This window comes from Wujia sp. (genome assembly GCF_056872695.1).
The window spans coordinates 1-15,906 of sequence record NZ_DBMFCD010000001.1 but is presented as its reverse complement, the minus strand read 5'-3'; the positions used below and the strand labels follow the sequence as shown (position 1 = coordinate 15,906).

The following is a 15,906-nucleotide window of genomic DNA, read 5'->3' as shown; positions in this document are numbered from 1 at the left end:
ACCGATTCCTCTCGTTTATCCAATTACATCTGCCATATCATAAAAGCCCGCCGGCTTTCCTGCCAGAAACTTTGCCGCTTCCACTGCACCCTTCGCAAACACGGACTTCGAATAAGCAGTATGCTTAAACTCAATTACTTCATCCACGCCTGCAAAGATTACTTCATGTTCACCGACAATCGTACCTCCACGTACAGCAGAGATACCGAGTTCTTTCTTGTCGCGTTTCTTTCTTACCTGGGAACGATCATAAACATATTCGTACGCATTATCTCTCGCATCATTGATTGCATCTGCCAGCGCCAGCGCTGTTCCGGATGGTGCATCAACCTTCTGGTTATGATGTTTCTCTACGATTTCTATATCATAACCGGCCGGTGCAAATACATTTGCCGCATCCTTCAGAAGCTTCATCAATGTATTAATTCCGAGGCTCATATTCGCTGATTTTAAGATTGCTACCTTCTCCGAGCAGATAGAAATCTTATTGAGCTGCTCCGGTGAAAGTCCGGTTGTACAAAGCACAACCGGAACCTGCTTTTCTACTGCATAATCAAGCAGCTTATCAACTGCAACTGCTGCCGCAAAGTCAATAATCACATCCGCCTTGACATCACATGCATTGATATCTGTGAATACCGGATATCCGTTTTCTCTATTGTCTACAACATCGATTCCTGCCACAATCTCCACATCCGGATCTTCCTTGCAAAGTCCTGTGATGACCTGCCCCATCTTACCGTTACAACCATGCATAATAACACGAATCATTTGTTTTTCCTCCCGGTCTGTCTATATGTATTACTGAATTTTTACTCCGAAATCTACCATAGCCTTCTTCAGCTGCTCTGTATGCTCCGGCTCTAACTCTGTCAATGGCATACGAAGATTGCCTTCGCAAAGTCCCATCAGTTCCACTGCCTTCTTGACAGGAATTGGATTTACCTCACAGAACAATGCTTCACACAGAGGGATTGCCTTGATCTGAATCTCTCTGGCACCAACCACATCACCGTCTAAGTACTTCTGTACCATATCATGTGTCTCCTTTGGAGCTACATTTGCAAGTACAGAGATAACGCCCTTTCCACCAAGAGACAGGATCGGCATAACCTGATCATCATTTCCGGAATATACATCCAGACATCCGTCTGCCAGACTTACCAGACGTGCAACCTGTGACAGATTACCAGTTGCCTCCTTGATTGCTACGATATTCTTTACATTCTTTGCCAGATAAACAGCTGTCTCCGGCTGAATGTTCGTACCGGTTCTGCTTGGTACATTATACATGATGATTGGAAGTGTGACACTGTTCGCAATGGCTGTATAATGTGCGATCAACCCCTTCTGTGTTGCCTTGTTGTAATATGGTGTTACAACAAGCAGACCATCCACACCAAACTTTTCTGCTTCCTGAGACAGATAAATCGCTGTCTCTGTGCAATTAGAGCCTGTGCCCGCAACAACCGGGATCCGCTTATTGACAACCTCTGCACAGAAACGGATACAATCCAGATGCTCCTCATGGGATAATGTTGAGGACTCGCCTGTCGTTCCACATACAACGATACAGTCTGTTCCACCTGCAATCTGGTACTCGATCACATCACGAAACTTATCATAATCCACCGAACCATTTTTCTTAAATGGTGTAACAATCGCAACTGCTGAACCTGTAAAAATTGACATCTTTCTCTTCCTCCTAAATTTTATAAGGTATAACCATAAATAAAGCTGGCACCCCGATAAAGTGCCAGCTTGAAATGTCTCAATTCCGGTAGCGCTCCATCTGCATGCTTACAAATGACAGTCATACAACTCTTCATTGCACAACCAGGATTCCAGTGCTTAGACATCTGTCGTCCTTCGGCGGTTTCCCCTTTTCCATGCGATCCACTGCTCTAAGTCATCCCGCAAAGTACTCTTGAATTCCGCACCTCTACTCAATCAAAATCAAGGATAGTATATCATCGTTATACAGGTCTGTCAATCATTATTCCAAACATTCCATCTTACTGACTGACACCTCATATGCGACCTTATTTACTATCTCATCATTTCCAACTTTTTTCTGATATTCCCGGCTCTGGATGCGCCCCCAGATTGCCACATGTTCGCCAACTGCAAGTTTCCCTGCAAATCTGGCATTTCTGCCCCAGCAGATACATGGAATATAATCTGATTTTCCGTACGCACGGTTCACAGCGAGCAGAATATCCGCGATTTCTCTGCCAAGTGGTGTCATACGGTAAATCGGTTCTTTACATATGTATCCATCCAGGTATATCTGATTTGGTTTGTTTTCCTTGTCGTCCACCGCATCGATTACCTCGATCTCACGTACAAACACAGACAGGATCAAACGGTTCTTGTTCTCCTCGTGCTTGTTATACGACCGGAACTGCCCCTTCGCCAGTACCTTTTCCCCTATGTGGGATTTTTCTACATCAAACAGGCGATCAGAAACCATCAACGGAATCACGTCATGCGCATCGCTTAATCTGCTGACTACCAAATCCACCATATAGAATCCCTCACCGAATATCTCATGGCTGAATCGGAAATCTGATACGATTTCTCCTGCTACTACCACCTGATTGTTGTTCAAAATCTTCTCTGTCATATTTTTTCCTCCCTCTTGTCAATGTTCACAGCCTCGTTTATATCCCCATATAAACTGTGAATTTTTAATATTGTACATTTACAATATATGCGTGCCTATATTGTAATATTCCAAACTTTTTCATTTTTTTCCTGTGCTTCGCTGTCGCAATACCTCGTATGCGATCACCGCAGTTGAAATCGCCGCATTTAACGATTCCACCTGCCCGCACATCGGAATCCGGATCAGATCATCCGCTTTTGCGCTGATTTCATCCGACAGACCATTTCCCTCGTTTCCGATCAGGAACGCACATCCACCAGAAAAATCTTTCTCATAGAAAGCCGCTCCATTCAAATGCGCCCCGTAAACCGGGATTCCACGTGTTTTCACACGATCAATCGCAGCCGCCAGATCGTCTGCCACCACAATTGGCATCCGGAAAACAGAGCCCATCGTAGAGCGGATCACCTTCGGATTATACATATCAACCGTATCTGCACTTAGAATAATTCCGTTTACACCAGCACCCTCTGCGGTTCGTATGATTGTACCAAGATTTCCCGGATCCTGCAAGCGTTCAATAATCAGTAAAAATGGTTCCACATTGCCTACAAATAAATCCTCCTCGGTTCTGGATGTCTGGTACACCTCTGCGAGAATTCCCTGTGGTGTGTTCGTATCTGACATACTCTGAAATACGGAATCTCTTACAATCTCTACATCTGCATGTGTCTGATTGCAGATATCAGCGAATTTGTCTGTCATACTCTCCGCCACATACAGTGTCCGGATCGCACCTGCCGGGATCTCCCGTACCATACGAATGCCCTCAACGATATAAAGCCCAGTTTCTCTGCGCCTGCTGGCGGATTTGATCAGCTTTTTAATTTCTTTGATTTTATCATTAGACGCTGACGTTATCACGATTTTTCTCCGTTTCCTTCCTTATCTAAGAGAATGACATTTGCCTCTCCATAGATCTGCTTTAATTTCTCTACCAAATCCTCACTGGCATCAACCCGGTATAAATCCGGAAGCTGCTTGAGCTTGATATTTTGCTCCTGTCCTTCTCCGTTTGGTTTGATCAATACTTTCACGATCACCCGTCCCGGATACTGCCGGAGCGTCGCATAGAGTGCCTGCTCCTGCTGCATATATTTCTCCATTTCTGTGAAACGAAGCCACAGTTCCTTACCAACTGCCATGCGCTCCTGACGGATTTCATCAAAGGTCGTCATCTTTGAAAAAAGCAGCTTTCCGCCCCGCTCATCGACCGATGCATTTCCCTTGATCAGTACCTTTGCATCCTTCACAAACCGGTTTTTATTCTGCCGGTAATCTCTGGCGAACACAACAACCTCAACCGTCCCATACAAATCCTCGATTGTCAGAAATGCCATCTCATCACCATTGCGTGTTGTCTTTTTTGTAATCTCTGTGAGCAGACCGCCGATCGTGTAGCCGGATTTATCCACAACACGCTCACGTTCATCAAATTCCACGTCTGCCTCCGGATTCTCGTCCTCATCGGTATCTGCCAGAAATGCTGTCGACTTCGCGGTTGTATATTCTTCTATAATATCCAGATCATCCTCAAGCGGATGTCCGCTTACATAGATACCAAGAATCTCCTTTTCCTTTGCAAGCAGCTCATCCTTCGGATATTCCTCCACGTCCGGGTAACGTACCTGAAACTCTGTTTTTTCTTCCTCTCCAAGGAAATCCATCAATGACATCTGTCCGTTCATGGCATTTTTCTTTTCTTTCGCTGTCTGCTCTAACACTGCCGGATAAACCATCATCATCTGATGGCGGTTATGTCCGAAGCAGTCAAATGCCCCTGCCAGTATGAAGCTCTCAATCGTACGCTTATTGGCTTCCTTTCCTGAAAGTCTGGTACAAAAATCCTCCAGACTTGTAAAAGGACCGTTTGCAACAACCTCCTGATGCACAACCTCCGTCACACCATCGCCGATACTTTTCAATCCCGATAGTCCAAACCGGATTGCATTTCCATCGACCAGGAAATCTCCGCTTCCCTTGTTGATATCCGGTGGCAGAATCTTAATTCCCAGTGATTTACAGGTCTGGATATAGCCACTCATCTTTTCTGTATTTTCACGGACAGATGAAATCAACGCTGCCATGTATTCAACCGGGTAATAAATCTTTAAATATGCCGTCTGATATGCGACAACCGCATACACTGCCGCATGAGACTTGTTAAATGCATAGTTTGCGAAATCGACCATATCGTCGAAGATTTTATTGGCTACCGATTCCGGAATGCCGTTTTTGACACAGCCCGGCACGTTTAACTCCTCGTTACCATATACAAAATACTGCCGTTCCTTATCCATGACATCCGCTTTTTTCTTTGCCATCGCACGGCGCACCAGATCAGAACGTCCCATCGAATATCCGGCAAGCTCCATTACGATCTGCATAACCTGCTCCTGATATACCATACAACCATAGGTTGATTTCAGGATTTTCTCAAGCTTCGGTGTATCGTAAACAATACTTTCCGGATGCTCCCTGTTTGCCAGGTACTTCGGGATAAAATCCATCGGTCCCGGACGGTACAGCGAAATTCCAGCGATTACTTCATCCAGATTTTTTGGTTTTAACTGCTTCATGAAAGACTTCATACCAGCACTCTCCAGCTGGAATACACCGTCGGTCTTTCCTTCCGATAATAACTCATAAACTGCCGGATCCGTCAGATCAAGCTCAGACATATTGATCTTCACACCATGATCAGCTTCGATACGATCCAGTGCATCCTTGATAACCGTCAGGTTTCGCAGTGCCAGGAAATCCATCTTCAAAAGTCCCAGCTCTTCTACCGGATCCTTCTCATACTGACAGACTATACCTCCATCCACACTTCGTGCGAGCGGTACATATTCCTCTATCGGCTTCTGACCGATGATCACACCTGCCGGATGTACACCGGTATGCCGCTGCAGACCTTCCAGCTTCATCGCCATGTCAAGCAGCTTTGTCACCTCCGGCTCATTCTCATACATTTCCTTTAAGTCCGGACTTACTTTAAGTGCCACCGGAAGGGTAACATCCTTCACGCCCGGAACCTTGTTCGGAATTGCTTTTGCAACCTTATCACACAGACTATACGGAAGTGCCATCGCACGTCCAACATCACGCACACACATCTTCGCTGCCATCGTACCGAACGTGACAATCTGGACAACCTTTTCCTTACCGTATTTTTGTACAACGTAATCAATGACCTCCTGCCTTCGGTTGACGCAGAAATCAATATCTATATCGGGCATCGATACACGTTCCGGATTTAAAAACCGTTCAAAAAGCAACTCATACCTGAGCGGCTCGATATCTGTAATATACAGGCAATAAGACACGATTGAGCCCGCTGCCGAACCTCGTCCCGGTCCTACCGGAATATCATGACTTTTCGCATAATTGACAAAATCCCACACGATCAGGAAGTAATCAACAAAGCCCATCTGCCTGATCATATCCAGCTCATAATGCAGACGGTTCTTTACCTCATCTGTAACCTCCGGATATCGTTTTTTTGCACCCTCCTCGCAGAGCATCGTCAAATAAGAGAAGGAATCATATCCATCCGGCACATCATATTTTGGAAGCTTGCGCTCGCCAAACACGATCTCGACATTACACATATCTGCAATCTTGTTCGTGTTCTCCAGTGCTTCCTTTGCATACGGAAACAGTGCTTCCATCTCCTCCGGGGATTTCAGATAAAACTGTCCTTCCTCATAGCGCATACGATCCTCATCATTGACCGTCTTTCCTGTCTGGATACAGAGCAGGATATCATGTGCCTCCCAGTCCTCTTTGTTGATATAATGGGAATCATTCGTAACAACCATCGGGATACCGGTTTCCTTAGACAACCGCATCACACCCATGTTGACCGTACGCTGATCCGGAATCCCGTGATCCTGCATTTCCAGATAATAGTTTCCCTCGCCAAAGATCTTCAGATGGCGCAACGCTGCTTCCTTTGCTTTCTCATACTGCTCCTGACGCAGATTTGTCGCGACCTCACCAGCCAGACATGCCGAAAGTGCAATGATACCTTCATGGTATTTCTCCAGCACCTCCATGTCCACACGCGGTTTATAATAATAACCCTCTGTATAGCCACGTGTCACAATCTTACAGAGGTTGTGATATCCTTCGTTGTTTTTTGCAAGCAGTACCAGATGGTAATATCGGTTTTCTCCCTTTACCACCTCTCGGTCAAACCGGGAACCCGGTGCCACATACACCTCACAGCCGATGATCGGCTTGATTCCATTTGCCTTACATGTCTTATAAAATTCGATCACGCCGTACATCGCACCATGGTCTGTGATTGCAAGAGCATCCATGCCAAGCTCTTTCGCACGTGGAACCAGCTCTTTGATCTTTGCGGAACCATCCAACAGACTATACTGCGTATGCACATGTAAATGTGTAAATTTCATCTTATCTCCTAGTAATCTTCTCCATATGGAAACAAATATTTCAAAAATGGCAGGTATTTCGCCAGTTTCTTCCGACGCAGCGGAATTACCTCGTAATTGTGAATATAACGGAACGTGTATGCCTCTCCCTTTTTCGCAAGCATGTTCAGATACTTCTCCAGAAGCTTCGCGGAATCCGGGTGCAACAGGCGTCTCGATCTGCCATTCATATAATAATCGAGAGGCTGTTTCTCATAATATTTGTCCTTGTTATAAATCTTGCAGGCTGCCACACGGTCACAAAACATCTCAATTACATATTCCTTTGGCATCTTGCAGCCAACCAGCAAATGCTCCGTATCACTCTTATCTACATTATAGTCCACCCAGTACTCCAGATGATGCTTATTTCTTCCCTTGTGATGCAGCCACGAAGAGGTATATCCCTTGTCCTCACGCTCCGCATCATTCGGGCTGCGGTTTCCCTGATAGTATTTCGCACCCATCGAAAACTCCGTCCACGAATATTTGGACAGGTCATGCAACAGCCCCTGCTTGTATAATCCAACCGCAAAGCAATGTCGCATTACCATGATCTTATGTGCGGTAATCGTTTTCAAATGTTCCAGCCACTTCATTTTTAACATCTCTTTTCGCCTTCTATCTTATTTCTGTGCAGCCTGAGCCGAATGATACTGTTCCCTCAGTCCATCCGTCACGGTCACCTGGTTTTCCTTATCAATAAATACTGCCTCTGCCTTGTACTTCTGTAACAGTGGCAAGGACTTCTCATAACCGAGCACATAGCACGCCGTCGACAATGCATCACTATACAGGCCATTCTGACATACAACCGTCACGGAAGAAAGTCCTGACTCCGCCGGATATCCGGTTTTGCGGTCTAAAATATGATGATACCGTGTACCATCCTTTTCAATATATTTCTCATAATCACCGGAGGTAGATACACAGGTGTTACTGTCCGAAGCAAACTCCAGATATCCGATCCTATCCTCCGCGTCACCCTGCGGATCACGGATACCAACCCGGAATGCACTGCCATCCTGTTTTGCTCCATACACGAGCACGCTTCCACCAACACTGATCGTTCCGCCGCTTACAGAATCCTCTTTTAATATCTGTTCCGCAATATCAAGCGCAAATCCTTTGCCAACTGCGCCAAGATCAAGCACCATATCCGGCCTGTCAATCGTCACATTCTTCGATGCATCAATCGTCACTGCCTCATATCCGGTCTTTGCGAGTATCTCCGCTATCTCTGTATCCGTCGGGACACGAAAATCTTCCTCGGTTGCCGACTCAATATTCCAGAGGTTTGCCAGCGGACGAATTGTAATATCTAATGCGCCCCCGCTGTCCCGGCATATGTTATTCGCCTGCGTCAATGCCAGATACAAAGTATCCGAAACCTCCGTAGCCTTCCCTGCCATATATGTGTGGTTCAGCTTATACAGGGCACTACCCTCCTGCCGCCACGAGATTTCCTGTTCATCCAGCTCTTTGATTGCCTGTTCAAGCTTCGCATACTCTGTATCCTGTGCCCCATACAGACTGACCGACACAGATGTTCCCATCGCAAAACTGTACGTTGTCTGTCCATCCGCAAGCGAATCCCCTTTCGATATACCCTCACGTACATTCATCCAACGATACAGTACAATCAAAAGTCCGGCTACAGCAAACATGCCAATCGCAACTGCTATTTTTCTACCAATTCCCTGCTGCATATCAATGATGATATCCTTCCATTCGTTTTGTATATTCGTCGAGCTGTTCTTTTAACTTCTTATATTCCTTCTCCTTTAACTCCCCTGCTGTCTGATATTCTGCCAGCTTTATCTCAGCCTGCTTCCGCGCGGTAATCGCCAGATCCTTATAGTTGTTCTCCAGATTGATCTGGACTTCATGAAATAGCGCCTCTATCTCTTTTTTTGCCTGACTCGTTTTTCCAAATAACAAAACATTCACTTCCTTTTCCCGGGAATTTCAAAACATTTGTTCGCATAATTATGTTTTAGTATACCATTTTTTAGTCCTTATTTCAATGTATGATTGAAAGTCCCCCTGCTTTTTGATAAAATGCTCTGGTAGAATTTGTTTGAAACACGCAGGAGGAATTTATCATGCTGTTAGCATGCCAAAATATATCAAAAGCATTCGGCACAAAGGAAGTTTTAAAAGATATCAACTTCCATGTCAACGAAAAAGAAAAGATTGCGATTGTCGGTATCAATGGTTCCGGGAAGACGACGCTCCTTAAAATCATCATGGGGGAAGAATCGGCTGACAGCGGACAGATTGTTATCGCCAAAGATACAACGATCGGTTATCTGTCCCAGCATCAGGATATCTCCTTTGACAATACCATCTATGGTGAAATGCTTGCAACCAAACAGTACATCCTTGATTTAGAGGCGAACATCCGTCGTCTGGAACAGGATATGAAGCATGCCGAAGGTGCGCAATTAGAAAAGATTTTGGAGACCTACAACCGTTTGAGCAGCAAATACGACCGGGACAACGGTTATTCCTATGAGAGCGAAATCACAGGCGTCCTGAAAGGACTCGGCTTTGGTCCGGAGGACTATGACCGTCACATCAATACATTATCCGGTGGACAAAAAATGCGGATTGCACTTGGACGTCTGCTTCTGACACGGCCGGATATCATCATCCTTGATGAGCCGACAAACCATCTGGATATGCCAAGTATTTCGTGGTTAGAATCCTTCCTGTCATCCTATCCTGGCAGCGTGATTGTTGTCAGTCACGACCGCTATTTCATTGACCGGATTGCGACACAGATCGTTGAAATCGACAACAAAAAAGCGACCATCTACCACGGAAACTACACCTTCTTTGCGTCCAAGCGCGCGGAAATCCGTGCCAATATGATGAAAGCCTATTTAAACCAGCAACAGGAAATCAAGCATCAGGAAGCAGTCATCACAAAGCTAAAACAGTTTAACCGGGAGAAATCTATCAAGCGTGCGGAAAGCCGGGAAAAGATGCTGGATAAAATTGAAGTTTTAGATAAACCAACCGAAGTTGCATCTGAGATGCGATTAACACTGGAGCCATCCGTCGAGAGCGGAAATGACGTCTTAACTGTCACCCATCTGGCAAAATCCTTCGGCACAAACTGTCTGTTCAAAGATCTCGATTTCGATATCAAGCGTGGCGAAAAAGTTGCCTTAATCGGCGGAAACGGAACCGGAAAAACAACGATCTTAAAGATGGTCAATCATTTTGTGCCAAAGGATGCCGGAACGATTGCCCTTGGCTCACGTGTCCATATTGGTTATTACGACCAGGAGCATCAGGTACTCTCTCTGCATAAGACTATCTTCGAGGAAATCAGCGATGCTTACCCGGATCTGACAAACACAAAAATCCGTAATGTACTGGCAGCCTTTTTATTTACCGGAGATGACGTATTTAAGAAGATTGAAGATCTAAGTGGTGGAGAGCGAGGACGTGTATCTCTCGCCAAGCTTATGCTCTCCCCTGCCAATTTCTTAATCTTAGATGAGCCGACAAATCATCTGGATATCCAGTCCAAGGGTATCTTAGAGGATGCAATCCGCAGTTATACAGGAACCGTATTTGTTGTCAGCCATGACCGTTATTTCATCAACCGGATTGCAACCCGGATTTTGGAATTAAAAGACGAACAGCTTTACAGCTTTATCGGAAATTACGATTATTATGAAAGCCACAAGGATCAAGTGTACGAGGCAGCTGCGCCGAAACAGACGGATGCTTCGGCAAATATAGTAACAGCATCATCTGCCGCTCCTTCCGGCAAGGATGATTACAAAAAACAAAAGGAAGAACAGGCACGACTTCGTAAAAAAGAAAATGATATCAAAAAAACAGAACGAAAGATTGAAGAAACAGAGGCAGCAATTGCACAGATTGATGAGGAATTCTTAAATCCTGAATATGCAACGAACTCCGCAAAATTAGGCGAGCTGTCAAAAAAGCGCGAAGAGCTGGAAGAAACGCTCTCCGCACTTTACGAGGCCTGGGAGGCCCTGCTCGCTTAGGTTAAAAATATGTTTTTTCGAACTGATCGACCGGCATCGGTTTTGCAAAATAATAGCCCTGGAACAACGTACATCCAAGCTCGCGCATATACTGAAGCTGGTCATTTTGTTCGACGCCCTCCGTCACTACGTGGATATCCAGCTCCTTTGCAAGATTCAGCACCATTTCCAAAATCATCCGGCTCCGTTCCGGATCTTCATTTCTACGCAAAAATTCCATATCTATCTTGATTGCATCCAGATTCATATCCTGCAGCATATTCAAGGACGAATAGCCCCGTCCAAAATCATCCATCACTACATGGAAGCCATATTGCCTGAGTTTATCAATTAGTTCCAGATGCTTTGTGGCATCCTTCATGACTGAAGTCTCGGTAATCTCAAGATGCAGCTTATCCGGATTGATTTCATAGCACTCCACCAAGGTTGTCAAAGTTGTATAAATATCCAGAAAATAAAAGTCCTTCGGCGACACATTTACCGATATGTAATACTGTTCTTTCCCCTGTGCTTTCCAGCGTTGCAGCTCCTTACAGGCTAAATCCCATACATACTGATCCATCGCACTGATAAGCCCCGACTTCTCAAATACATCCACAAACTCCTCCGGTAACATCATTCCATGTACCGGCCGGAACCAACGAACCAGTGCTTCCGCACCAAGCATTGTTCCCTGCTCATCCACCTGTGGCTGCAAATATAGCCGAAATTCCTGTTTTGCTATTGCAGAGCGAAAATCACTGACCATATGCTGTCGCTCCAGCATCTGTTTTCGCAATTCATCATCATAATATGCAATGGACTGCTGATAATCCCCCTTAATCGATTCAATTGCCAGAAATGCCCTGTCACAGTAGACAGATATCGGTGTTTTGATGTTCCGGATTGGACAGATTCCGGTATAAATCCGTGCGTGGTAAGAATTATTATCTCCAATACGGCTGATCATATCCAGTTCTTCAAGATACCGCTCATGGTTCAGTTTTTCATCACGTACGCAAACTGCAAACCGGTCTGCGGAAAGTCGCGCCAGTAAGGTATCGCCCGTTGCCAGATTCCGGAACATATTTGCCAATGACCGTAACACCGCATCCCCGCGTTCAATTCCAAACACATCATTGATAATTTTAAAATTCTGTATATCAGCACACAAAATGCTATACTTCACATTTGGATTTGCGACGATCTGCTGCTCAACAGTTTCATAAAAATGCTCACGGTTGAACAGACCTGTCAGCGAATCATAATTACTCCTGTAGCGTTCTTCCTCCAGTTTTTTCCGATGTTCTGTTTCATCATGCAGTACATAATAACAACCAATAAAACGATTGTCTTCATCCCAGATTCCCCGATATCGTGCAGCAAAAAAATTCTGTTTACCATTGATTTCTGTCTCGCCCTGCCAACTGCATTCCTCGATTTCTTCCGGTTTACGATCACCCTTCCACGACCGGTAATAGTTCTCGATCACACGAGTATCTTTATCTACATGAAATACCTGTCTGGCATACACATTGGCATAGATGCATCGTCCTTTGATATCCATGCAGACAACACCATCTGTGAAGTTTTGTACCACCATAACAAGTGTTTTCTCCACCAACCCCTTCGGCACATACTGAAATGTAATATAATAGATGCCGGCAGCGGTAATTCCGTAAAATAACACAGAGTAATCAAACTCCAGGTTGAGCACCTCATAAACAACATTTGTTGCAATCATGAGCAAAAAGCAATACAAAATTGCATAATACTGTTTCATATAAATTCGTGCCGCCTTATAGATTTCATAGGCTAACAGCAGAAATGTCATAACTGCAAACATATACACGAACAACTTGTGATATGAATATAGCCACGTTCTTGAGGTGACTTTGTAATAATATCCCTCTGCTTTATCTCCGGATAATACAACCGAAAATAACATCTGATTATATACATTAATGCCACACAGAATCCCGTCAATCGCTATCAATATCCCAAGGATTAAACCTCCACGTTTGTTGACAAACGTCTCCTGTGTAAAATCATTAATATAAATAAAAAAGCATATCAACAGGAAATCACTGCACCAAAAATACAAGCCATACGACGCCAATGCAACTGTATCATTGATATCCAGAATCGTCATGGCATAAAACAAAATGGTTGATGCAGCTACAATATGAAGCCGTACCACATCCTTCGCAACCTGTGTCTGTTCTATCTGCTTGATCATAATAATGCGATATACCAACAAAACAATCATAATCAGCATAATCGCTAACATCGCACTCTTCAATCCTATCTCCCCTATCCTTCGGTTGAAATATATTTGTCTTCATAATCCCAAACCGACATTGGTTTTGCAAAATAATATCCTTGAAATACATCGCACCCCATCATGGTTAATGCATCCACCTGTTCGCTGGTTTCTACTCCCTCGGTAACAACCTCCATCCCCAGTCGTTTCGACAAATGAATAACATTGCTTACGATTGACATACTTCGTTCATTATTTCTGGTCTTACGTAAAAATCCCATATCCAGTTTGATTGTATCCATCTTGATATCCTTCAACATATTCAAAGAAGAATATCCGCTTCCAAAATCATCCATCTCCACCTTAAACCCATACTGCCGCAGTTTGTTTACCAGACGGATTACTTTTTTCGTATCCGACATGACTGCCGTTTCCGTGATTTCCAGATGAAGATTCTTCGCTTCGAAGCCATGCTTTTGTACCAGTTGGGTAAACACTTTATAGATATCCATATAATAAAAATCACGTGGTGAAATGTTTACTGACAAATAAAAATCTGCATGTCCCTGTCTGCACCAGTCACGTAACTGAATACAGGCTTTCTCCCAGATATAGAGATCCAGTTCACTGATCAGCCCCGTGCGTTCAAATAACTCAATGAATTCTCCCGGCGGAATCATTCCATGTTCCGGATGAATCCAACGCACCAACGCCTCTCCTCCGCGTACAACACCATCGGACAAGATCTGCGGCTGAATATAAAAACAGAACTGCCCACTTTCTAATGCCTCATGGAACTGACTAATAATTTCCTGTTCCTTTAATACCGTCTCCCGCAGTTCCTTATCATAATAGCTGATACGGTTTGCAACATCATCCTTGATGGTTTTGATTGCCATAATAGCCCGATCACACATAACTGCAACCGGTGTATTCCTATCATCTACTTCATAGATTCCCATATACATACGCAACCTGAAACTGGAATTACCTTCTATCTGCTCAATTCGCGAAATCTCCCGTCGAAATATGTTTTCCTGAAATAATTCCTTTGGCAAAAGCAGTGCAAACCGGTCGCCTTCCAACCGCCCATAAATACAACCTGCCGGAGTTTTCTGTTTCAGACTTTCTGCCTGTTTTATTAAAATATCATCCCCCTTTTTACTTCCATATACATCGTTCACAATCTTAAAATCACGGATATCACTACAAACAATATAAAACGCTGTATCTGAATTCTCCCGTAACATCTGTTCTGCGCACTCATAAAAATATTCCCGATTATAAATACCTGTCAATGCATCATGGTTTGCCTTATACTGTTCGGATTTCACACGCTCCACTTCTTCCGTTCGGTCATGTAACAAAAAAAAGCTTCCAATCTCGTGATTCTCATATATCATCTTCTTATATTGAAACTGAAAGAAATGTACTTTTCCGTCTATTCGAAATTGTTCTTTCCATGCAATATCATGAATATCCCGAAGATTTTTTCCATTCAGCCAGCCCTGCAGCTTTTTATCAAGTACAGAAAGCTCAGACACATGAAGAATCTTCTTTGCCTGTTCATTTGCATGAATGCATTTTCCTTTTACATCATAACAGACAACTCCGTCATCGATAGTCTTAATAAACAAGGCCAGCATTTTTTCTACAAGCCCTGACGGAATATGAAAGAATGTAAAATAAGTGATTGCACAACATAATGCGGTATATCCGATCAATGAAAAATCGTAAATGCATTCAAACTTGAAAAACATAATATTTGCAATTGCGGTCAATATAAGCGTAACAATGATTGAAGAATAATTTACTTGAAAAATTCTTGGGCATTTTGACCTGCGGACAAGCAGAACAATCAGACATGCCGCAGCAAATGCATAACAAATCAATGTATGACCCCCATACAAGATACCATAGCTTTTTACACCATAATAAACATTACCAAACCGGTCTGTCATCGGAGCCACATGGAATACATTCTGCACTCTAAGATTTGAAAATAACACAATCGCATCTGTAAGCAACAGGATATACGTTACCGGACGCATCCATGCTTTATGCCGATAGGTGTCAGCATATACACGACTATAAATAAAAAGCAACAACGTCATAAAATCAACACAAAAATAAAAAAGCGCATAAAAAAACAATGCCAGCTTCTCATCGACTGTCATCAACGCCATACCATACAGCATAACCGTTCCTGTCTGTGAAAGCAGTAATCCAAACACCGAATTCCGTAAAGCGTTTTTTTCTATCCGTTGTACTGTATATATACAAGATAAGAGGGGAATCAATAAGATGACCAAACTCCCAAAGAATATATATTTCAATATAAACACCCCAAATCATATCATTTCATATTTTAAAAATATCTAATATTATTTTATAAAATTCACTACGTACTGTCAACTTAAATGGCACAAAAAAAAGACCGTATCGGTCTTTTCTTTCTGTACCTTCAGAACTCCATACAAAGATCTTATATCTATCCAATCAACAATCCATCTTTCCGTTCTCAAA

At 43.7% G+C, this 15,906-nt stretch carries 11 protein-coding genes and 1 riboswitch; of the genes, 1 reads left to right on the top strand and 10 read right to left on the bottom strand.

All coding sequences use genetic code 11. The annotated features are described in order from the left end of the window. Positions 1-15: 15 nt before the first annotated feature. The 8 genes from dapB to ACZQK9_RS00020 form a co-directional block, all read right to left on the bottom strand. On the bottom strand, positions 16-771 hold the full coding sequence (gene dapB / locus ACZQK9_RS00055; protein WP_178016399.1) for a 4-hydroxy-tetrahydrodipicolinate reductase: 756 nt from the start codon (positions 769-771) through the stop codon (positions 16-18). Positions 772-801: 30 nt separating this feature from the next. Continuing rightward, the gene (dapA, locus tag ACZQK9_RS00050; RefSeq protein ID WP_483269264.1) at positions 802-1,692 is read right to left on the bottom strand and encodes a 4-hydroxy-tetrahydrodipicolinate synthase; all 891 of its coding nucleotides are present in this window, start codon (positions 1,690-1,692) and stop codon (positions 802-804) included. A gap of 81 nt (positions 1,693-1,773) precedes the next feature. Beyond that, a riboswitch (Lysine riboswitch) is annotated at positions 1,774-1,953 on the bottom strand. A 43-nt stretch (positions 1,954-1,996) separates the two neighbouring features. Beyond that, a complete protein-coding gene (locus ACZQK9_RS00045; protein WP_178016397.1) occupies positions 1,997-2,626 on the bottom strand; it encodes a single-stranded DNA-binding protein in 630 nt (209 codons plus the stop codon). Positions 2,627-2,746: 120 nt separating this feature from the next. Beyond that, the gene (locus ACZQK9_RS00040) at positions 2,747-3,532 is read right to left on the bottom strand and encodes a TrmH family RNA methyltransferase (RefSeq protein WP_178016396.1); all 786 of its coding nucleotides are present in this window, start codon (positions 3,530-3,532) and stop codon (positions 2,747-2,749) included. Beyond that, positions 3,529-7,089, bottom strand: a complete 3,561-nt coding sequence (locus ACZQK9_RS00035; RefSeq protein WP_216507075.1) for a DNA polymerase III subunit alpha — start codon at positions 7,087-7,089, stop codon at positions 3,529-3,531. Before ACZQK9_RS00035 ends, ACZQK9_RS00040 begins: the two co-directional genes overlap by 4 nt. Positions 7,090-7,097: 8 nt before the next feature. After that, positions 7,098-7,706: a DUF5662 family protein gene (locus tag ACZQK9_RS00030; protein WP_178016796.1), complete on the bottom strand. Its 609-nt coding sequence runs from the start codon at positions 7,704-7,706 to the stop codon at positions 7,098-7,100. A 27-nt stretch (positions 7,707-7,733) separates the two neighbouring features. Further along, positions 7,734-8,816, bottom strand: a complete 1,083-nt coding sequence (locus ACZQK9_RS00025; protein ID WP_216507076.1) for an FAD:protein FMN transferase — start codon at positions 8,814-8,816, stop codon at positions 7,734-7,736. 1 nt (position 8,817) lies between these two features. Next, entirely contained in the window at positions 8,818-9,048 is a 231-nt protein-coding gene (locus ACZQK9_RS00020) for a hypothetical protein (protein ID WP_178016393.1), read from the bottom strand. A 164-nt stretch (positions 9,049-9,212) separates the two neighbouring features. Between ACZQK9_RS00020 and ACZQK9_RS00015 the strand changes: the two genes are divergently transcribed. After that, positions 9,213-11,138: an ABC-F family ATP-binding cassette domain-containing protein gene (locus tag ACZQK9_RS00015; RefSeq protein ID WP_483269263.1), complete on the top strand. Its 1,926-nt coding sequence runs from the start codon at positions 9,213-9,215 to the stop codon at positions 11,136-11,138. A gap of 1 nt (position 11,139) precedes the next feature. Here ACZQK9_RS00015 and ACZQK9_RS00010 read toward each other — a convergent pair whose 3' ends face one another. Both ACZQK9_RS00010 and ACZQK9_RS00005 read right to left on the bottom strand, forming a co-directional pair. Continuing rightward, complete coding sequence (locus ACZQK9_RS00010; protein ID WP_483269262.1) at positions 11,140-13,419, bottom strand: EAL domain-containing protein; 2,280 nt, start codon at positions 13,417-13,419, stop codon at positions 11,140-11,142. Positions 13,420-13,430: 11 nt separating this feature from the next. Then, positions 13,431-15,725, bottom strand: a complete 2,295-nt coding sequence (locus ACZQK9_RS00005; RefSeq protein WP_483269261.1) for an EAL domain-containing protein — start codon at positions 15,723-15,725, stop codon at positions 13,431-13,433. Positions 15,726-15,906 lie beyond the last annotated feature (181 nt).

What these genes read in the sequence shown, in the direction of transcription:
- dapB (WP_178016399.1), bottom strand. Translation starts at nt 771, where the DNA reads ATGATTCGTGTTATTATGCATGGTTGTAACGGTAAGATGGGGCAGGTC.
- dapA (WP_483269264.1), bottom strand. Translation starts at nt 1,692, where the DNA reads ATGTCAATTTTTACAGGTTCAGCAGTTGCGATTGTTACACCATTTAAG.
- ACZQK9_RS00045 (WP_178016397.1), bottom strand. Translation starts at nt 2,626, where the DNA reads ATGACAGAGAAGATTTTGAACAACAATCAGGTGGTAGTAGCAGGAGAA.
- ACZQK9_RS00035 (WP_216507075.1), bottom strand. Translation starts at nt 7,089, where the DNA reads ATGAAATTTACACATTTACATGTGCATACGCAGTATAGTCTGTTGGAT.
- ACZQK9_RS00030 (WP_178016796.1), bottom strand. Translation starts at nt 7,706, where the DNA reads ATGAAGTGGCTGGAACATTTGAAAACGATTACCGCACATAAGATCATG.
- ACZQK9_RS00025 (WP_216507076.1), bottom strand. Translation starts at nt 8,816, where the DNA reads ATGCAGCAGGGAATTGGTAGAAAAATAGCAGTTGCGATTGGCATGTTT.
- ACZQK9_RS00015 (WP_483269263.1), top strand. Translation starts at nt 9,213, where the DNA reads ATGCTGTTAGCATGCCAAAATATATCAAAAGCATTCGGCACAAAGGAA.